Below are 19554 nucleotides of genomic sequence, written 5' to 3'. Positions count from 1 at the left end.
CGCCGTCGGCGTGGAGCGTAAGGAGCACCGCCGTGAGCGCCACCCAGCAGACCCGGACCGGCGAAACCCTCGACGTCGACCGCAGCGACGCCACTTACCGTGACTGGCTGAAAGAGGCCGTCCGCAAGGTCCAGGCGGACGCCAACCGCTCGGCCGACACCCATCTGCTGCGTTTTCCGTTGCCGGAGCGCTGGGGGATCGACCTGTATCTCAAGGACGAGTCGACCCACCCCACCGGAAGCCTCAAGCACCGCCTGGCCCGCTCGCTCTTCCTCTACGGTCTGTGCAATGGCTGGATCAGGCCGGGCCGCCCGGTGATCGAGGCGTCCAGCGGCTCGACGGCCGTCTCCGAGGCCTACTTCGCGAAGCTGATCGGCGTGCCGTTCATCGCCGTGATGCCGCGCACGACGAGCGCGGAGAAGTGCCGCCTGATCGAGTTCCATGGCGGCCAGTGTCATTTCGTCGACGACTCGCGCCGGATGTACGAGGAGTCCGCACGCCTCGCGACGGAGACCGGTGGCCACTACATGGACCAGTTCACCTACGCCGAGCGGGCCACGGACTGGCGCGGCAACAACAACATCGCCGAATCGATCTTCCGGCAGCTGGAGTTGGAACGGTTCCCGGAACCCGCGTGGATCGTCGCCACGGCCGGCACCGGCGGCACCTCGGCGACCCTCGCGCGTTACGTCCACTACATGCAGTACGACACCCGTATCTGCGTCGCCGACCCGGAGAACTCCTGTTTCTTCGAGGGCTGGACCACCGGCGATCCGGACGTCACCTGCGACTGCGGTTCGCGCATCGAGGGCATCGGCCGGCCGCGGATGGAACCGAGCTTCGTGCCCGGCGCCGTCGACCGCATGATGAAGGTCCCCGACGCGGCGAGCGTGGCCGCCGTGCGGGCCCTGGAGCGGGCCATCGGCCGCAAGGCGGGCGGCTCGACGGGCACCGGGCTGTGGAGCGCCCTGAAGATCGTCGCCGAGATGGTGGCGCAGGGGCGCCGGGGGAGCGTGGTGACGCTGCTGTGCGACCACGGGGACCGGTACCTCGACAAGTACTACGCGGACGCGTGGCTGGCCGAACAAGGCCTGGACATCGAGCCGTACACGGCGGCGATCGACTCGCTGCTGGCGACGGGCGTGTGGCCGCACTGACCGGCCACCGCGCCATCGCCGGTCCCGGTGCGACGCCCCACCGGGCCAACCGCGTGACAGGGCTGGCCCGCACCACGCCGAGCCAGGGCGCCATGCCCGGCCGGGGGCCGATCCCTACCGGGCCAACCGCCCGTCCAGCGACGTGACCGCGTCCCGGAAGGCCCGCCCCAGTCCCGGCCGGGCGAGCCGCAGGGCGCACCGGAACGTCGCCGTACCGTCGGCGGCGAAGGTCCACCGCACGCGGGTGCCGGATTCCGTCGGCGTCAGTCGCCACTCCTCGACCAGCGCCCGGGCGCCCGGCGCGTTGGTCGCGTCCACCCGGTAGGCGTAGACCTCGGGGCCCTTCGCCGCGAGGACGGTCTCCTCGAAGCGAGTGCCGCCCCTGAGCCGGATCTCGCGTCCCGCGCCGTCGTCGGTCGGCCGGGCGAGCGTCACCGCGGAGAACCACGCGACCCAGCCGGGCACGTCCTCGGCGAGCGCCCGGAAGACCGGACCGGGAGCGGCGGCGACATCCCGCGCGAAGACCATACGGATCGGCGCGGTCTCGACGAAGTCGAGCCCCACCGGGCGCAGACGGCGAGCCATCGACGAGCCCTTCATGTCAACGGGCAGCGGGCAGCAGCTGGTTGAATCGACAGCACCCTAGCTGACGTCTTGTCAGATGTCTGTACCCTCGTCGGGCTCGCCCGCCACCACCAGGCGCCGTACGTGCTCCGAGATGTCGGTGCGGACCCGGGCCGGCAGTCCGGCGTCGGTCACCCAGGTGTCCACCTGCTCCAGCGCCGCGAACGAACTCAGGCCCACCGTGCCCCACTTGGTGTGGTCGGCGACCACGACGACCCGTCGCGCCGACTGCACCAGACGCCGGTTGGTCTCGGCCTCCGCCAGGTTCGGGGTCGACAGGCCCGCCTCGATCGATATCCCGTGCACACCGAGGAACAGCACGTCGAAGTGGAGCGCCGCGATCGCCTGATCGGCCACCGGCCCCACGAGCGAGTCCGACGGCGTGCGCACCCCGCCGGTCAGCACCACCGTCGCCGCGCCCTGCCGCTGTCCCGAGGTCCGCTGCGCCACGTGGAAGACGTCCGCCACCCGCACCGAGTTGGTGACCACCGTCAGGTCCGGCACGTCCACCAGCTGGTGCGCCAGCGCGTACGTCGTCGTACCACCCGAGAGCGCGATCGCCGAACCGGGCGCCACCAGCTCGGCCGCCGCCCGCGCGATGTCCTCCTTGGCGCTCAGCTCCAGCGCCGACTTGGCCTCGAAGCCCGGCTCGTGCGTGCTCGCCTCGACCACCGGGACCGCGCCGCCGTGCACCTTCTCCACGACGCCCTGCCGGGCGAGCGCGTCCAGGTCGCGGCGCACCGTCATGTCCGACACGCCGAGCTTGCGCGTCAGCTCGTTGACCCGGACTCCGCCACGGCGCCGGACCTCGTCCAGGATCAGGGCGCGCCGCTGCTCCGCGAGGAGGTTCTGATTCTCACTCACGTACGCTCCGGTCCTTTCGCCTCGGCCGTCCTTCAGCCCCGCGCACCTGCTCCGACGAGGACATTCTTTCCGTCCGGGGTGCGCGGGCGTCCCATCCTCGCACGGGGTGACCCCCGTCGCGCCACCGCCCGTCCCGACGCGGGCATGCCATTCCGGTGGGGGGACCGGCGTGTTGTCGCACGTATCGGGGAGATTCCGTGACGGGAGGTGTACGCCACGCCCGGAACGGAGATCCTTGTGCCCGCACGCAGAGCAGCCGACGGTGTGTCACGGGGGAAGTGCGAACAGTGGAACGCGCGCAGGAACGTGCCTCCGCCGGCGGGGCGACCACCCCCGCCCGGCGGCCCGCGGAGACGGGCGCCGCCTTGGAACTCCTGGTCCACGGCGTGGGCGGCGCCACGCCCGAGAAGATGCTGAACGACCCGCGCACGGTGCGCGTCACCGGCGACGACACGGCGGCCGTGTACCGGCGCGCCGACGACGTCGACGCGGAGAGCGGCCCCGGCGATCACCGGGTCGGACCGGTGCCCGAGGCCTACGTCTGGTCCAACCTCACCTCGGGCAACGGCGCCCGCGCGCTGTGGCTGTTGCTGCTGCCGTTCATGGTGGTCAACCTCGCCCACTGGATGCGCCCCGGCGTGCGCGGCCGTACCCGCACGGTGCGTCTGTACGGACTGCTGGTGCGGCTCGCCGGACTGACCCTGACCGTGCTGCTGGTCGCGGCCGCCTGCGAGGTCGCTCTCGACCTCGCGGCCTGGCAGTGCGCGGGCACACCCGCGTGCGCCGCGCGGCACTCCTGGCTGGGCTTCCTGGCGCCCACCGTCTCGGACGGCGGCTGGTGGAGCCGTCCCGGCCGCAGACTCGCCCTCGCCTCCGTGCTGCCCGCCGCCGTCACCGGCCTGCTGTGGTACCTCTCCCACCGCACCTGGAGCGAGTACGAATCCCAGCAGCCCCTCTTCCACCCGGCCGAACCCGAGGAGGAGACCGGCCGCACCGCGCTGGGTCGGCCCGGCTTCTGGTACGGACGCCGACTGGTGGCCCGGCTGCGCGCCGCGCACACCGCCGCCGGACTGCTCACGGTCGCCGCGGCGGTCGGCTCCCCGGCCGTCCGCTTCGACCGCGCGCCGGGCGGACCGGCCGCCCTGGACGTGGCCGGGTGGCTCCTGTCCGGGGCGCTGGTCGCCGGGGCGGGCGCCGTGGTGTGGGTGGTCTGCCGTCGGGGCCGCAGCGAGCACCGCCTCGACCGGGAACTCGACGGGCACCTCGTGCACCGTCTGCCGCTGGCCGCCCTCACCCTGCTCGCCCTCACCCTCGTGTACGCCGGTTGGGAGCGCCCGCACTGGCGCTCGCACGGGCGGCTGCCCGGCGACGCGACCTTCGGCGGCCTCGCCCTGGTCCAGGGCCTGCTCGTGATCGCGCTGGCCGTGGTCGCCCACCTCCTGCACCGCACCCGACCCGAACCGAGGGCCGCGATGCGCGGCCTCGGCGGACCCGCCGTCGCGATGCTGGCCTGCGCCCTCGGCGGCGTGATGTCCGGCGGAGTGTCCCAGCGGGTCGCCGACTGGCTCGACGGCACCAGAGCCTCGATCGCCGGTCCACCGGTCCTGCTGACCTGGCAGGCGTCCGCCATCCCTCCGTTGCTCGTCGTCCTGCTCGTGCTCTGCGGCCGTCTGGGATGGCGCACCGTGCGGCTGCGCCACGCCGGACTGGACGAGGTCGGCCGCGACTACCCCGGTGAGACCAACGACACGGCACGCACCCGCCGCATCGCCGGCGCCCGCGCGATGGCCTCCCTCACCGACCGCGGCCCGCTCGTCCTCGCCGTCACCTCCGCCACGACGCTGCTCCTGGGCACCGCGGCCCTCGTCGGCGCCCTGACCACCGGGAAGACCCCGGCCGGCGCCGCCCAGGGCGCTCCCCCCTTCGTGCACGGCGCCGCCGACGCCGCGCAGGCACTCGGCTCCTGGCTGATCGGCCTCGGCTTCATACTCTTCGTCACCTGGGGCCGGCGCGCCTACAAGGACGCCTCCGCCCGGCGCACCATCGGCATCCTGTGGGACGTCGGCACGTTCTGGCCGCGTGCCGCCCACCCCTTCGCCCCGCCCTGCTACGCCGAGCGCGCCGTGCCCGACTTGACCTGGCGGATGGCCACCTGGACCCGCGACACCGGCGGCCGCCTGGTCATCTCCGGACACTCCCAGGGCAGCGTGCTCGCCGCCGCCGCGGTATGGCAGCTGAAGCCCGCCGAGCGCGGGCGGGTCGCCCTGCTGACCTACGGCTCCCCGCTGGAGCGCCTCTACGGCCGCTGGTTCCCGGCCCACTTCGGACCGGCCGCGCTCGGCTCCCTGCACCGGGAGGTCGCGTGCTGGCGCAATCTCCACCGCCTCACCGACCCCATCGGCGGCCCGGTCCTGCTGTCCGGCGACTGCGGCCCCGCCGTGGACCTCGAACCCCTCAAGGACCCGATGGCGTACGGCCGCACCGACCGGCATCCGCTACCGGCCCCGATCCTCGGGCACTCCGACTACCAGGCGGACCCGGTGTTCGCGGTGGAACGGGAGCGGCTGCTGGCCCGGTTGCGGCCGGACCTGCCGGGCCCGCGCCACACCAACGGGGCGACTCAGGACAGTTCGGGCAGGTCCTCGGCGTAGAGGAGGGTCAGGTCGTCCGTGCTCGGTTCCGTGACCTGGGCGACCCGGCCGGCGTGCCGCTCCACCATCGCCTCGAAGGTCTGGCGGGCGGTACGGCCGTTGCCGAACGCGGGTCCCTTCGGAAGGTCCGTGAAGTACATCAGCAGGGACTCCGCCGTGCCCGACGCCAGCCGGTACTCGTGCTCCTCGGCCTGCTGCTCCACGATCCGCAGCAGTTCCTCGGGGCCGTAGTCGCTGAAGGTGATGGTCCGAGAGAAGCGGGACGCGACGCCCGGGTTGACGGACAGGAACCGCTCCATCTCGGCCGTGTAGCCCGCGACGATCACCACCACCGCGTCCCGGTGGTCCTCCATCAGCTTCACCAGCGTGTCGATGGCCTCCTTGCCGAAGTCACGGCCGGAGTCCTCCGGGGACAGCGCATAGGCCTCGTCGATGAACAGCACGCCACCGCGGGCCCGTTCGAAGGCTTCCTGGGTACGGATCGCCGTGGAACCGATGTGTTCGCCGACCAGGTCGACGCGGGACACCTCGACCAGGTGGCCCTTCTCCAGCACACCGAGGGAGGCGAGGATCTCGCCGTAGAGGCGGGCGACCGTGGTCTTGCCGGTGCCGGGGGAGCCCGTGAAGACCAGGTGGCGCTTGACCGAGGCCGCCTTCAGCCCCGCCTCCCGGCGGCGCCGGCCCACCTCGATCATGTCGGTCAGGGCGCGCACCTCGCGCTTGACGCTGTCCAGGCCCACCAGCGCGTCGAGTTCACCGAGGACGGCCGTCGACGTGCGGGTCTCCTTGTCCGGCTCCGCGACGGAAACCGACGGCTCCTGTTCGGTGACGCGCTGCCCCGGGATCGCGCCGAGCAGCCCCGGGGTCTGGGCCGCCGTCTGGACGACCGGCTCCGGCGCCGCCGTCGGGGTCCGCAGGCTCGCGCTCTCGTCGCTCGTGCAGTCCTCGACCACGGGTCCCGTTCCGGACGCGGAGTCCGGGCCGCCCTCCGCGAACTCGTAACCTCCGCGCGCGCAGCGCTCCGTACGGCACTTCTTCAGCGTCGTACGGCAGCCGTCGAGGACATGGAAGCCATAGCCGGCGCTGCCCGTGACCCGGCAGCCGAGGAAGCTGCCGCGGCCGCCCGCCGAGACGTAGAAGCCGGCCTCCGCCGGGGAGTCGACGGTGCACCGCTCGATGGTGGGGTCGGCGCCCTTGGTGACGATCACGCCGGTCTGCGTGCCGTCCAGCGTGCAGTTGCTGAGGGTGCCGCCGCTGCCGTGGTCACGGAACCAGGCCCCGGTCGCGGCGTCCCGGATGCGGCAGTCGTCGAGCTGCGCGGTGGCCCCGTCGCTCACCGACACGGCCGTGTTGCGGACCTGGGAGAGGTCGCTGTCCACGACGTCCGCCCGTGAGCCCCGGTCGAGGACGAACAGGGCGTCCGGCACGTCGTGCACCCGGCAGGAGTCGAGGACGACGGTGGCGCCGTCACTGACCCACACGGCCGGGTAGTCGCCGGTGCTGTCGAAGATCTCGCACTGGTTGGCGTCCACCCGCGTGCCCGGGTCCCACACCGACAGCCCGTTGCGGCCGAACTGCCGCACCGTCGTCCGGGTCAGCGTCAGCACGGAGCGGGAGCGCAGGTCGACCGCGTTCTCGGGGATGTCGTGGATCCGGCAGTCGGCGAGGGTCAGCACCGCGTCGGTGTCGAGGGTGACGCCGTCGGCGGTGGTGCGGTGCACGTCGCAGTCCGTGAGGTGGGCGGTGGCCCGCGCGGTGATCTGCACGCCGCTGCCCCGCACCTCGTAGATCTCGCACCCCACCGCCTCCAGGGCGGAGTTGTCGCCGGTGGCGGCCAGGCCCGCGCCCGAGGTGTGGTGGATCCGGCAGCGCTCCAGACGGGGATGGCCGCCCCCGCGCACCGCCACGCCCGACTGGCCGGCCGCCACGACCTCGCAGTCCTCGAACACCCCGCCGCCGCCGTCGACCACGGCGATGCCGATGCCGGCCGGGTTGTCGACGGTGCAGCGCCGCACGGTGGGCCGGGCGTCCCCGCGCACCTCGATGCCGGCCGCGGACCGGGTGACGACCCGGACGTCCCTCAGCTCCGGCGTGCCCTCCTCGACCAGCAGGGCCGGCGCCGCCGCGTCCTGGCCCTCCACGTGCAGGTCCTGGATCACCGCGGAGGCGCGCACGGTCAGCGGCACTCCGTCCAGGGGCGCGATCCGCACCGAGCCCGCGGAGCCCTCGGGGCCGCGCAGGGTCACCGCCCGCTGGACGACGAGGTTCTCCCGGTAGGTGCCCGGAGCGATGGTCAGGACGTCCCCCTCGGCCGCGGCCTCCAGAGCGGCGGCGAGCGACGCGTACTCACCCGTGCGGCGCCGCCACCTCGATGTGCCGGTGTGCGTCACCTGGACCGTGCCCTGTGCCATGGCGTTGCTGTGCCCCCACCTCGTCGTACGCGGGTTGTTGCCGAAGACCCGGCCGGTCCACCGTAGCGTGCGCGCGGGCGGTGGGTTGACCAGAGACGGAAGGCGGTCGGCCGGACGAAGCGCCGTCAGCTGCCGGTTCCGGTCCGCCCCCAGTCCGGGCCCGCGCGCTCCCAGGCCCGGTCCCAACGCGCGTACCGGCGGCGGACCATGCGCCAGACGACCAGCCGTCGGCCGGCCTCGACGAGCGCCGCGGTGAGCATGGCCGCGCCGAACCCGGCGAGGACGGCGTGCGTGGTCGCCGTCGCGGAGTCCAGCGGGCGGGCCACGACGCCGCCGTGCGCGTCCGTCCATATCGTGAAGTGGTCGCCGCCGTGCGGGGTGTCGACGCTCGCCAGGACCCGGCCGCGGTGCGCGGTGCCGTCCGGTGCCCGCCAGTCGGCGAGCACGCGACTGCGGGCGTCGCGCGCGGTGGAGGTCTCCGGGTCGGCCTTGAGCGTCGAGCGGTTCAGCCCGCGGACCACGGTGGCCGTCACCTGGTGCCGGGCCGCGCGCTGGTCGCGGACCGCCTGTCGCAGGGCGTCCTGGGCGACGCCGCCGACCAGGGCGCCGGTCACGGGCGCGACGACCAGGATGAACAACAAGGCCACCAGGGCCACCCAGGCCTCGACCAGGTCGGTCGCGCGGCGCAGCGGATTGTGCCGCCACCGCCAGAGTCCGCCGATTGCTCCCACCGGCCCGCACCCCCTTCCCGCTCCGTGATAACCCCGTGCGGAGCCGTTCACGCGTGAGCCCGGACAAAGAGAGAGCGAAATCACCTGCGACCGGGACGTCTCGTCAACTCCGCACGAAATCCCAACGAGCGGGTTCCCGCGGAGGGTTCCCGAAACGTTCTCGGTGCTCCGCCGCGGGGCGGCACACTGGCGGTGTGACAGATGCGTCGACCCGTCAACTGCTCGGCCTGTTCCTCGATGCGGTCGTGCCCGTGCCCTCGCTGGTCTGCGTCTGGGCACACGGCTCCCTGGCCGGGGGCGACTACCAGCCGGGGCGCAGCGACCTGGACCTCGTCGCGGTCGTCGAGCGCCGGTGTCCGCCCGCGCTGGAGGAACGGCTCGTCGCGGCGCACGAGAAGCTGGCGGCGACCCACCCCCTGGCGGCGAAGCTGCACTGCAGTTATGTCGCGGCCGACGAGTGGGGCGACCTCGCCGCCGCACACCTCACCTGGGCGCACGAGGAGTTGATGCACCGTCCCGTGACCCCGGTGACCCGCCGGGAGTTGCACGACTTCGGCGAGGTGCTGCACGGGCCGCCCCCGGCGGACCTCCTGCCGCCGGTCACCGACCGGGAGCTCTCGGACTTCGTCGCCGAGGACCTGGCGCACTTCTGGCGGCCGGCCCTGGACCACCCGGAGCGGTGGCTGCGCGAGGTCTGGGTCGATCTCGGGCTCCTCACGCTCGCCCGGGCCGACGTGACGCTGCGGACCGGCAGGCTGATCAGCAAGGCGCAGGCCCTCGACGTACTCACCGCACTGGGCGCACCCGCGGACGTGGTGCACGACATCCGACGACGCCGCTACGGCGGCCCGCGGTCCGCGTCCGACCAGTGGCCGGCCCGCCGGGCCGAACTGACCCGGGCCTTCCTCGCTCCCGCGATCGAGCGCGTGCTGGCGGCCGCCCGCCCCTGACCGAGCCGGGCACCGCAGTGGCCCTAGCCGAGGATCGTGACCGGATCGCCGACCCGGATCGTGCCCGGGGACTGGGGCACCAGGTTCTGGCCGAAGACCAGTCTGCCGTCGATGCGGCGGTGGCGGCCGAGCGTGTGCAGAGGCTCCTTGCCGCGCCCGGCGGTGGTCTGGTCGGTGGTGGTCACGACACACCGGCCGCACATCTTGGCGACCCGGAAGGTGACCTCGCCGATGGCCACGCGCGACCAGTCGTCCTCGGCCCACGGGGTGGACCCCGACACCACGGCGTTCGGCCGGAAGCGGTTCATGGGCAGCGGACCCTCGGCCGCGTGGCCGTCCCGCGCGATCAGTGCGTTCAGGGCGTCCAACGAGGCGGTCGTGGTGACCAGCAGGGGGAAGCCGTCGGCGAAGGAGACGGTCTCCCCGGGCAGCGCGAAGTCGGGGTCGACCGGGCGGCGTGTGCCGGGATCGTCCATGTGGACGAGGCGTACGTCGGCGCCGAGGAAGGCGCTGCACCAGGCGTGGGCGGTGGCGTCGGCGAGGACGCCCTCCACCTTGCCGCCGAAGATCTCGACGGTCACCGTGCCGATCGGCTCCGGGACCGGGACGGTCAGCGGGCCGAGACCGGGTGCGGACAGCCTGACGCCGCCGGGCACGAGCTCGGCGGCGGCCAGCGCGAGGCGCGGTTGCTGGCGTTGCGTGACGACCTTTCCCCCGTCGTCGATCAGCGCCCAGCGTCGATCACCGGCCAGCCCCCAGGGCTCCACGACGGCCTCCCGGAGTGACAGAGCCCGGAACGCCTTGACCGGATGAACGTGGATCGACTGCAGCTCCGTATTGCCCATGAGTCCATCGTGCCAGGCAATACGGACAGACCCGGGACGGCTCAGTAGCCGCCGCGGTACTGCTGCTGGTTGTTGTACGGGTCCTGGTACGGAGCCGGGGCGGGCCGGGGAGCCGCGGGGCGCATCGCCTCGTAGCCCATGCCGGGCTGGGCCGGCCGAGGCTGCTGTGCCTGGGGACCGGGGTAGCCGCGCGGCGCCGCCGCCTGCTGCGGGATGTACGCCGTGGGCGCCTGCTGCAACGGGGCGGGCTGCTGCGCCTGCGGGTATCCGTAGGAGTGGTGGGACGGCGCGGCCGGGAGGGCGGGCAGCGCCGAGGGGAGCGCGGGCAGATGACTGCCCATGGGGAGATGACTGCCCATGTCGTACGCGGCGGGCACCCGGATCGGGGCGATCTGCGGGGTGCCCCGCTCGGCCACGAGCGAGTCGTAGATCGGGGTGTCCGGGAAGGAGGCGGAGTAGTAGCCGCCGCCATAGGTGGAGCGGGGGGAGGTCATGGCCATAAGTTAAGCCCACGATGTGCTGGTTGGGGAGACCGATAAGAGGGTTGTTTTCCGTGTCCGCAGTGACCCGGTATCCCCAATGCGAGCGAACTTGGGAAAAAGGGGCGCCAAGCAGGGTTCAGATCCCGTAAAGGCCAAGTGCCCGGCGGGTTACCAGCGGTTGACCTCGCCTGTTCCTGCGCTGTTCGTGGGACTTCGCCGCCCCTCGGAATAGGTTGACCCTGTAGGCAGCCAATGGAGTGCCGGGAGGCCCGGCACGGCGACACGTGATGGGGGCGGACATGTCAATGCCGAAAGGATCGAATGCGCCGGTGCCGACCACGGCGCTGCGCGTCGAATTGGGCTGGCGGTCCGGCCCCGGCGTGCCCGACGCGGACGCGTCGGCACTGCTGCTCGTGGGCGGGAAAGTCCGTTCCGACGCGGACTTCGTCTTCTACAACCAGCCCGCGCACTCGTCGGGCGCGGTCCGGCACGAGGGCAAGCGGGACGGTGGCGGCCAGGTGACCGACACGCTGCTCGTGGACCTCGCGCGCGTGGAGCCCGCCGTCGAGACGGTGGTCCTCGCCGCCTCCTCGGACGGTGGCACGTTCGGACGGGTCCAGGACCTGTACATCGAGGTCCGGGAGGCGGCGCAGGGGACGGTCGTGGCCCGCTTCGACAGCACCGGCGCGACCGTCGAGACGGCGTTCGTGCTGGGGGAGTTCTACCGCCGCCAGGGCGCCTGGAAGTTCCGTGCCGTCGGACAGGGCTACGACAGGGGACTGGAGGGCCTGGCGACGGACTTCGGTATCACCGTGGACGAGCCGCAGCACACGGCACCGGCACCGAGCCCGGTCGCCCCTCCGCCACCGGTGGCTCCGCCGGTGACGGTCCCGCCGCCGGTCCCCCACGCGCCGCCGCCGCCCCAGGGTCCGCCGGTCCACCACGCCCCTGCGCCGCTCCCGCCGCAGCACCCGGCGCCGCCCGTCCAGCCGGTCCGGCTGACCAAGGTCACGCTCACGAAGGCCGCCCCGTCGGTCTCGCTGACCAAGCAGGGCGGCACCTCGGGTGCCATGCGCGTGAACCTCAACTGGGACGTGCGCAAGCAGTTCTCGGGGTGGGGCAGCAAGCGCGGCCGGGCCGTCGCGATGCACGCGGACCTCGACCTCGACCTGTGCGCCCTCTTCGAGCTGGCCGACGGCCGCAAGGGTGTCGTCCAGGCCCTCGGCAACGCGTTCGGAGCCCTGCAGCGGCCGCCGTACATCCATCTCGACGGCGACGACCGCACCGGGGCGTCGGCGAGCGGCGAGAACATGACGATCAATCTCGACCACACCCGGGACTTCCGGCGGATCCTCGTCTTCGTGACGATCTACGAGGGGGCTCGCTCCTTCGCGGATCTGCACGCGACGGTCACCCTCACCCCTCAGTTCGGAGCCCCGATCGACTTCTCGCTCGACGAGTGCACCGTCCCCTCCACGGTGTGCGCGCTCGCCCTCATCACCAACAACGGAGGTGACCTCGTCGTCCAGCGCGAGGCCCGCTACCTGGTGCCCCAGCGCGGGGTGAGTCCGCAGCGGACCGTCGACCACGCCTACGGGTGGGGCATGGACTGGACCCCCGGCCGGAAATAGGCGGGGGCGGCGGGCTCAGCCCTCGTCGGGGACGGCGTCCGGACGTGTGTAGGTGCGGCCCTTCCAGGCGGCACCTCGCCCCCGGTAGTGCTGCACCGCGGAATCGACCGTCATCAGGAGGTACAGGAACGCGGTGAACGGCAGCAGGGGAGCGAGCCACAACGGCTGCCGGTAGTAACGGAGCATCGGTACGTACGTTCCCGCCATGACCAGCCAGGCCGCGCCGCCCGCGACGGCGGCCGCCGTGTCGCCCGCGGCCGCACCCGCGAACAGCGCCACGGGCGGCACCAGGTACACCAGCGCCAGCCCGGCGACCGTGCCGGCCAGCAGCAGGGGGTTGTGACGCAGCTGTGCGTACGCGCTGCGCGACACCATCCGCCACAGGTCGTGCAGGCGCGGGTAGGGACGCACGCTGTCCACGCCGTCGGCCAGCCCGAGCCAGACCCGGCCGCCGGTCCGCTTGACGGCCCGCGCGAGCGCCACGTCGTCGATGACGGCGTGGCGGATGGCGTCCGGGACGCGGGCCCGCTCCGCCGCCTCGGCGCGCAGCAGGACGCAACCGCCCGCCGCGGCCGCCGTGCGGGTCCCCTTCTTCTTTTTCGTTGTCCCCCCTTGCTGCCCGGTCTCCTTGGTCTCCTTGCCGATCCGGCGGAACGGATACAGCTGAGCGAAGAAGTAGACGAACGCGGGCACGACGAGCCGCTCCCACAGGCTCTCGACCCGCAGCCGGGCCATCTGCGAGACGACGTCGAAGCCTCCGGTGTCCGCGGCGGCCACCAGCCGCCGCAGACTGTCCGGGGCATGGGCGATGTCGGCGTCCGTCAGGAGCAGGTAGGCGGGGTCACGCGTGCGTGCCAGGCCGATACCGTGACGCACCGCCCAGAGCTTGCCGGTCCAGCCGGCCGGCGGCTCGCCCGGCGAGCCCACGGTGAGCGGCAGGCCGCCGTGCCGCGCCGCCAGCTCGCGCGCCAGCTCACCGGTGCCGTCGGAGCTGCCGTCGTCGACGAGGAAGACCTCGGCCCGGCCCGGATAGTCCTGGGCGAGCAGCGACGGCAGGCTCGCCGGAAGCACCGCGGCCTCGTCGCGCGCCGGTACGACGACACAGACGGACGGCCACACCCGCGGCTCCCGGCGCGGCGGCAGCCTGACGTCCGTGCGCCAGAAGAACCCCTGGAAGAGCAGCAGCCACAGCCAGGCGGCGAGGGAGGCGGCGGCGGTCCACACGATGGCGCTCACCCGCGCAGTCTGCCCCACGCCACCGGCGTGCAGGAGCCCATCGTCTATCGTGGCCGGGTGAAGATCGCGCTCATGGACTCCGGAATCGGCCTGCTGGCGGCCACCGCCGCGGTACGGCGCCTGCGACCCGACGCGGATCTGGTCCTGTCCCTGGACCCCGACGGCATGCCCTGGGGGCCGCGCACTCCGCAGGACCTCACCGCGCGCGCCGTGGCCGTCGCGGACGCCGCCGTCGCCCATCGGCCGGACGCCCTCATCATCGGCTGCAACACCGCCAGCGTGCACGCCCTGGACGCGCTGCGTGCCCGCCTCGAACCGGGTGTCCCGGTCGTCGGAACGGTCCCCGCGATCAAGCCGGCCGCGGCCGGCGGCGGCCCCGTCGCGATCTGGGCCACGCCCGCCACCACCGGCAGCCCGTACCAGCGGGGACTCATCCGGGACTTCGCCGACGGTGTGGCCGTCACCGAGGTGCCGTGCTGGGGACTCGCCGAGGCCGTCGAACACGCGGACGAGGCGGCCATCGACGCCGCCGTCACCGCGGCCGCCGCGCTGACCCCCGCGGACGTGACGACCGTGGTCCTGGGCTGCACCCACTACGAGCTGGTCGCCGACCGCATCCGCGCCGCCGTGCAGCGCCCCGAGCGCCCACCGCTCGTCCTGCACGGCTCCGCCGGTGCCGTGGCCGCGCAGGCGCTGCGCCGCATCGGCGAGCTCCCCGACCCCGAGGCCCCGCCGGTCGGCTCCCTCGCCGTGTTGCTGAGCGGGCGCGCGGGCACCCTGCCGGCGGCCGCGCTGGCGTACGCCGAAGGGCGGCTGCTGCCGGCGGTCAGCCCCGCCTCGTGAGTCCGGTCGCCGACCGGACGCCTTCCCTTCGCGGGACCCCCGAGTGGCGGAGTCACCCCGTGCGACGAGGTACCCGCGCAGCGAAACCTGAGTAACCTCATAGCCATGAGGGACCACCCCCACGACGAGAAGGTCCCGCACCCGGACATCTGGACCGGGCGCGCGACCAACCGCTTCCAGTGGCTACTGGCGCTCGGCGGCGCCGCCTGCCTGGCGCTCGGCATCCAGCTGGCCGTCGACTCCGCATGGGCGTCCGGCTCGGCCGCGCTCGTCATGGCCGTGGTCGGATGCATCGCGGCCGGGCTGCTCGTCCTCTTCGGCACCCTCGCCTTCGTGCACGTCGACCTGAAGCTAGACAAGGAGTCCCTCGAAGTTCGCTGCGGTCACATCGGCGTGCCGCGCCGCCGCATCCCGCTGTCGCATGTGGCGGGCGCCGACTTCGCCCCCCTCGTCACCCCGCGACACTGGGGCGGCTGGGGCTATCGCTGGCTGCCGGAGAAGGGCACCGCGGTCGTCGTGCGCCGTGGTGAGGGCGTGGTGCTGCGCCTGTGGGACGGGCACACGTTCACCATCACCGTGGACGACGCCGAGGCGGCCGTACGGGTCATCCGGGACCGGCTGCGCCCCAACGCGCACGGCCCGCTGCACTGAGGGTCACGCGGCTGCCGTCACCCACCTGACCGCTCACCACGCGCGCGTACGTCCGTCCCGCTCGGCACGGGCTCCCTGAACAGCGGCCGTGCCGTGGCGAGGCCCGCCAGCAGGCCCGCGCCCACGGACACCGTGGTGAAGCTCAGCGCGTCGCCCACCGCCGCGATGGCCGCCAGCGCCGTCAGGGCCGCGCCCGCGGTCAGCGCGACGGGCGTGGGGCGCGGCGAGCGCCACAGCGCGAAGAGCAGCCAGCCGAAGGCGGCCGCCAGCAGGGCCACGCCGACCACACCCTGCTCGGCCGCCTGCTGCAACGGCGCCGAGTGCGGCTTCCCGTCGGCGGGCGTCGACTGGGCCGCCGTCGTACTGAGGTCCCCGAAGCGGCCCGGGCCCACGCCCAGCGTGGTGTCCTGGTGCGCCAGGTGCAGGGCGTCGTGCCACAGCGCGACCCGGTGCGAGGTGAGCTGACCCTCCAGGGACGCGGCGAGTCCGTCCGGCAGTGCGTTTCCGGCGACCGCCCAGGTCAGGCCGGTCACCAGGGCGGCGGCCATGGCCAGTCCCGCGATGCCCCGGCCGCGGTGGCGCATCCGGCCCGCGGCGAGCGAGCACAGCAGCACCGCGGTACAGGTGACGACGCCGGTGACCGAGCCGAGGACCGCCGCGGTCACGGCGATCGCGGCGGCCGCGAGGCGCAGTACCAGCCGTGTCGTGGGGGTCGGTGCGGCCCAGGCGGCGCAGCACGCCGCGCCGGCCGAGAGGGTCAGCAGCGCGGCGGTGGCCCCGGCGTGCCCGAGCGGGGTGGCGAGCTGCGGCGCCGGGGCGAACTGCGGCAGGGTCACCGCCAGGCCCACCCCGGCCAGCGCGCCGACGATGGGCGCGGCCACCGGCAGCAGTGCCCCGAAGATCCGTCCCGCGGCGAAGCCGGCGGCCACGGCGAGCACGGCCAGCAGCATTCCCTCCGGGCGGCCGTCGCGCGCGGTCGCCGTGATCAGCGACCAGGCGGCGCAGGCCCCGAGCACCGCCATACCTGCCGTGTCGGAAACGTTTCGTCTTTCGCCGTCCGTGGCCGGACCGGCCGTAGACGTCCTCCCCGTGGACCCCACTCCGTCCCCCCGAACCCGGTCGCCCCCGGCCTGTGCCGGACCCCGCCGTCCGGCCCCCCGTCCGGGCCGTGAGCGGCCCTGCGACTGAGGCTTCGGCACACCGTAACGGCTGATGGCCGGTTTGTGGATGAGTTGCGCCGAGATGCGCAGGAACGTTGCGGCAGGGGTGCCCGCAGTGGCCGGCGCGACCCCGCGGGGCGGGTTGCAGGGCGCGGGGTGGCCCCACGGGCCGAGCTGTCGGGGTCAAGGTCACCCGCCGTACACTCCCGGAGTGACCGTCACCGCAACTTCCGTGGGCCAGTCGGACCAGCTGGAGCCCCCGATCGTGCCCGCCTCGCGCGGCGCGCGGCTCGTGCGCTTCGTCCCGGCCATCGCCGCGGCGCTCTCCGGAGTGCTGCTCTACGTCAGCTTCCCGCCGCGCACCCTGTGGTGGCTGGCCCTGCCGGCCTTCGCCGTCTTCGGCTGGGTGCTGCGCGGCCGCAGCTGGAAGGCGGGCCTCGGTCTCGGTTACCTCTTCGGTCTCGGTTTCCTGCTGCCGCTGCTGGTGTGGACCGGTGTGGAGGTCGGCCCCGGCCCCTGGATCGCCCTGGTCGTCATCGAGGCGATCTTCGTCGCGCTGGTCGGCGCGGGCGTCGCCGCGGTGTCCCGGCTCCCCGCCTGGCCGCTGTGGGCGGCGGCGGTGTGGATCGCCGGTGAGGCGGCACGCGCGCGTGTGCCGTTCCGCGGCTTCCCCTGGGGCAAGATCGCGTTCGGGCAGGCGGACGGCGTCTTCCTGCCGCTCGCGGCGGTCGGCGGCACACCCGTGCTCGGCTTCGCGGTCGTCCTGTGCGGATTCGGCCTGTACGAGGTCGTGCGACTGGCCCTCGAGGCGCGCGGTACGCGTACCGTGCGGCGGTCCGCCGCGGCCGTGGCCCTGCTGAGCGTGGCCGTGCCGGTGGTGGCCGCCGTCGCCGCCCGCCCGCTGGTCAGTGACGAGGCCGAGGACGGCACGGCGACCGTCGCCGTCATCCAGGGCAACGTTCCGCGCCTGGGTCTGGAGTTCAACGCGCAGCGGCGGGCCGTGCTCGACCACCACGCGCGCGAGACGGAACGCCTGGCGGCCGAGGTCAGGGCGGGCAAGGTGCCCCGGCCCGACTTCGTGCTGTGGCCGGAGAACTCCTCCGACATCGACCCCTTCGCCAACCCCGACGCGGCCGCCGTCATCGACCAGGCGGCCAAGGCGATCGGCGCGCCCATCTCGGTCGGCGGTGTCGTCGAGCGGGACGGCAAGCTCTTCAACGAGCAGATCCTCTGGGACCCGAGCAAGGGCGCCGTCGACACCTACGACAAGCGGCAGATCCAGCCGTTCGGCGAGTACCTTCCGCTGCGCTCGCTCCTCGGCGCGATCAACGAGGACTGGACGACGATGGTCCGCCAGGACTTCAGCCGGGGCAGCAAGCCGGGCGTGTTCGACATGAACGGCACCAAGGTCGGCCTCGCGACCTGCTACGAAGCCGCCTTCGACTGGGCCGTGCGCGACAACGTCACCCACGGCGCCCAGCTGATCTCCGTGCCGAGCAACAACGCCACCTTCGACCGCAGCGAGATGACCTACCAGCAGCTCGCCATGTCCCGGGTGCGCGCCGTCGAGCACAGCCGGACCGTCACCGTCCCGGTGACCAGCGGCGTCAGCGCGATCATCATGCCGGACGGGACGATCACCCAGAAGACCGGCATGTTCGTGGCCGACTCCCTCGTGCAGAAGGTGCCGTTGCGCTCCTCCGAGACGCCCGCGACGCGGCTGGGCATCCTGCCGGAGATCGCCCTCGTGCTCGTCGCCGTCGGCGGACTCGGCTGGGCCGTCGCCGCCGGGGTGCGCGGGCGGCGCGCCGGTGGCGTGTAGCCGTACATCCGCCGTACGCCGCTGCGGTCCACCTGGGGTGACAGGGCCGACCCGCTAGGGTCGGCCCATGGCTACTCCTGACTTCATCCGCACGCTCCGGGCCTCCGCCGGCCACCAGCTGCTCTGGCTGCCCGGGGTCACCGCCATCGTCTTCGACGACGCGGGCCGAGTGCTGCTGGGCCGCCGCTCCGACACCCGCAAGTGGTCCGTCATCGGCGGTATCCCGGAACCGGGGGAGCAGCCGGCGGCGTGCGCCGTACGGGAGGTCGAGGAGGAGACCGCGGTGCGGTGCGTCGTCGAGCGGGTCGTCCTCGTCCAGGCGCTGGAGCCGGTCACGTACGCCAACGGGGACAACTGTCAGTACATGGACATCACCTTCCGCTGCCGCGCCGTCGGCGGGGAGGCACGGGTGAACGACGACGAGTCGATCGAGGTGGGCTGGTTCGAGGTGGACGCCCTGCCGGAGCTGAACGCGTTCGGGCAGTTCCGGATCAAGCAGGCGTTGTCGGACGCGGCCACCTGGTTCGACCCCACGAGTCCCGTCTGAGACGGCGGGGCAGCATGGCTGGCGCGCCCATGAGATCACTCCGAAGTATGGGCGATGCGCACATGGGGTGGCGCGGGTCGGCTGCCTAGGGTCGAACCATGACCGCGCCCACTGCCCTCCCCGCCCCCCACGCTCTCCCCCTCGACCTCGGCGGTCGCACCGCCCTGGTCACCGGTGCCGCCGGCGGTATCGGCAGCGCCTGCGTCCTGCGGCTGGCCGCCGCCGGGGCCGAGGTGAGAGCGGTCGACCGGGACGCCGGGGGCCTGGAGGCGCTCGCCGAGCAGGCGACGGAACTGCCGGGCGGTGTCGAGCCGCACGTCCTCGACCTCACCGACCTGGACACCGCCGAGATCGCCGCCGCGGGCACCGACATCCTGGTCAACAACGCCGGCCTCCAGCTGGTGTGCCCCATCGAGGAGTTCCCGCCGGACGTCTTCCACACGGTGCTCACCGTGATGCTGGAAGCGCCGTTCCGGCTGATCCGCGGCGCCCTGCCGCACATGTACGGGCAGGGGTGGGGCCGCATCGTGAACGTGTCCTCGGTGCACGGGTTGCGCGCCTCGGCCTACAAGTCCGCCTACGTGGCCGCCAAGCACGGCCTGGAAGGACTGTCCAAGACGGCCGCCCTGGAAGGCGCCGCGCACGGCGTCACCTCGAACTGCGTCAACCCCGCCTATGTGCGGACCGCCCTGGTCGAGAAGCAGCTCACCGACCAGGCGCGGGCACACGGGATCCCCGAGGACCGCGTGCTGTCCGAGGTGCTCCTCCAGGACACCGCGGTCAAACGCCTGATCGAACCGTCGGAGGTCGCGGAGGCCGTGGCGTATCTGTGCAGCCCGCAGGCGTCGTTCGTGACCGGTACCTCGCTGGTCCTGGACGGCGGCTGGACCGCGCACTGAACCGGTCCGCGCCCCTCGGGCGTCCGAGTTGTCCACAGGCCTGACGGCGC

General features: G+C 73.4%; 17 protein-coding genes. 9 read left to right on the top strand and 8 right to left on the bottom strand.

The window, feature by feature from the left end; translation table 11 throughout:
* Positions 1–32: 32 nt before the first annotated feature.
* On the top strand, positions 33–1157 hold the full coding sequence (locus tag ACFV0T_RS00210) for a PLP-dependent cysteine synthase family protein (protein WP_385772718.1): 1125 nt from the start codon (positions 33–35) through the stop codon (positions 1155–1157).
* Between the two features lie 114 nt (positions 1158–1271).
* On the opposite strand, the gene ACFV0T_RS00205 is transcribed toward ACFV0T_RS00210, so the two are convergent.
* The gene (locus tag ACFV0T_RS00205) at positions 1272–1742 is read right to left on the bottom strand and encodes an SRPBCC family protein (protein WP_385772716.1); all 471 of its coding nucleotides are present in this window, start codon (positions 1740–1742) and stop codon (positions 1272–1274) included.
* 72 nt (positions 1743–1814) lie between these two features.
* Positions 1815–2645, bottom strand: coding sequence for a DeoR/GlpR family DNA-binding transcription regulator (locus tag ACFV0T_RS00200; protein ID WP_385772714.1), 831 nt, complete (start codon positions 2643–2645; stop codon positions 1815–1817).
* 287 nt (positions 2646–2932) lie between these two features.
* Between ACFV0T_RS00200 and ACFV0T_RS00195 the strand changes: the two genes are divergently transcribed.
* Positions 2933–5296, top strand: coding sequence for a hypothetical protein (locus ACFV0T_RS00195; RefSeq protein WP_385772713.1), 2364 nt, complete (start codon positions 2933–2935; stop codon positions 5294–5296).
* Here the strand turns inward: ACFV0T_RS00195 and ACFV0T_RS00190 are convergent.
* Entirely contained in the window at positions 5266–7707 is a 2442-nt protein-coding gene (locus ACFV0T_RS00190) for a right-handed parallel beta-helix repeat-containing protein (protein WP_385772711.1), read from the bottom strand. The two genes, ACFV0T_RS00195 and ACFV0T_RS00190, sit on opposite strands and share 31 nt — an antisense overlap.
* Before the next feature lie 125 nt (positions 7708–7832).
* Positions 7833–8438 (bottom strand): hypothetical protein, encoded by a 606-nt coding sequence (locus ACFV0T_RS00185; RefSeq protein WP_385772709.1) that lies wholly within the window; start codon positions 8436–8438, stop codon positions 7833–7835.
* Between the two features lie 194 nt (positions 8439–8632).
* On the opposite strand from ACFV0T_RS00185, the gene ACFV0T_RS00180 reads away from it, so the two are divergent.
* The gene (locus ACFV0T_RS00180) at positions 8633–9388 is read left to right on the top strand and encodes a nucleotidyltransferase (RefSeq protein ID WP_385772707.1); all 756 of its coding nucleotides are present in this window, start codon (positions 8633–8635) and stop codon (positions 9386–9388) included.
* Between the two features lie 23 nt (positions 9389–9411).
* On the opposite strand, the gene ACFV0T_RS00175 is transcribed toward ACFV0T_RS00180, so the two are convergent.
* Together ACFV0T_RS00175 and ACFV0T_RS00170 are read right to left on the bottom strand one after the other, a co-directional pair.
* The gene (locus tag ACFV0T_RS00175) at positions 9412–10233 is read right to left on the bottom strand and encodes an MOSC domain-containing protein (RefSeq protein WP_385772705.1); all 822 of its coding nucleotides are present in this window, start codon (positions 10231–10233) and stop codon (positions 9412–9414) included.
* A 41-nt stretch (positions 10234–10274) separates the two neighbouring features.
* Positions 10275–10727 carry a DUF6643 family protein gene (locus ACFV0T_RS00170; RefSeq protein WP_385772703.1) on the bottom strand — a complete coding sequence of 151 codons (453 nt, stop codon included), beginning with the start codon at positions 10725–10727 and terminating at the stop codon, positions 10275–10277.
* Between the two features lie 293 nt (positions 10728–11020).
* Here ACFV0T_RS00170 and ACFV0T_RS00165 point away from each other — a divergent pair, with 293 nt between their 5' ends.
* A complete protein-coding gene (locus tag ACFV0T_RS00165; RefSeq protein WP_385773405.1) occupies positions 11021–12346 on the top strand; it encodes a TerD family protein in 1326 nt (441 codons plus the stop codon).
* 15 nt (positions 12347–12361) lie between these two features.
* Here the strand turns inward: ACFV0T_RS00165 and ACFV0T_RS00160 are convergent, their stop codons facing one another.
* Complete coding sequence (locus ACFV0T_RS00160; RefSeq protein WP_385772701.1) at positions 12362–13600, bottom strand: glycosyltransferase; 1239 nt, start codon at positions 13598–13600, stop codon at positions 12362–12364.
* Between the two features lie 39 nt (positions 13601–13639).
* On the opposite strand from ACFV0T_RS00160, the gene ACFV0T_RS00155 reads away from it, so the two are divergent.
* Entirely contained in the window at positions 13640–14425 is a 786-nt protein-coding gene (locus ACFV0T_RS00155) for a glutamate racemase (protein WP_385773403.1), read from the top strand.
* Positions 14426–14530: 105 nt separating this feature from the next.
* Entirely contained in the window at positions 14531–15076 is a 546-nt protein-coding gene (locus tag ACFV0T_RS00150; protein ID WP_385772699.1) for a hypothetical protein, read from the top strand.
* 17 nt (positions 15077–15093) lie between these two features.
* Here ACFV0T_RS00150 and ACFV0T_RS00145 read toward each other — a convergent pair whose 3' ends face one another.
* The gene (locus ACFV0T_RS00145) at positions 15094–16098 is read right to left on the bottom strand and encodes an O-antigen ligase family protein (RefSeq protein ID WP_385772697.1); all 1005 of its coding nucleotides are present in this window, start codon (positions 16096–16098) and stop codon (positions 15094–15096) included.
* Between the two features lie 349 nt (positions 16099–16447).
* Here ACFV0T_RS00145 and lnt point away from each other — a divergent pair, with 349 nt between their 5' ends.
* From lnt to ACFV0T_RS00130, 3 genes are all read left to right on the top strand, one after another.
* Positions 16448–18058: an apolipoprotein N-acyltransferase gene (lnt, locus tag ACFV0T_RS00140; protein WP_385772695.1), complete on the top strand. Its 1611-nt coding sequence runs from the start codon at positions 16448–16450 to the stop codon at positions 18056–18058.
* Between the two features lie 67 nt (positions 18059–18125).
* Entirely contained in the window at positions 18126–18605 is a 480-nt protein-coding gene (locus ACFV0T_RS00135; protein WP_385772693.1) for an NUDIX domain-containing protein, read from the top strand.
* 98 nt (positions 18606–18703) lie between these two features.
* Positions 18704–19504 (top strand): 3-hydroxybutyrate dehydrogenase, encoded by an 801-nt coding sequence (locus ACFV0T_RS00130; RefSeq protein WP_385772691.1) that lies wholly within the window; start codon positions 18704–18706, stop codon positions 19502–19504.
* The last annotated feature ends 50 nt before the right edge of the window (positions 19505–19554 follow it).

Origin of the sequence: Streptomyces sp. NPDC059582 (assembly GCF_042735715.1) — a bacterium.
Taxonomy (GTDB): domain Bacteria; phylum Actinomycetota; class Actinomycetes; order Streptomycetales; family Streptomycetaceae; genus Streptomyces.
The sequence above is the reverse complement of the archived record's forward strand: the minus strand, read 5'-3'. Positions and strand labels throughout refer to the sequence as shown.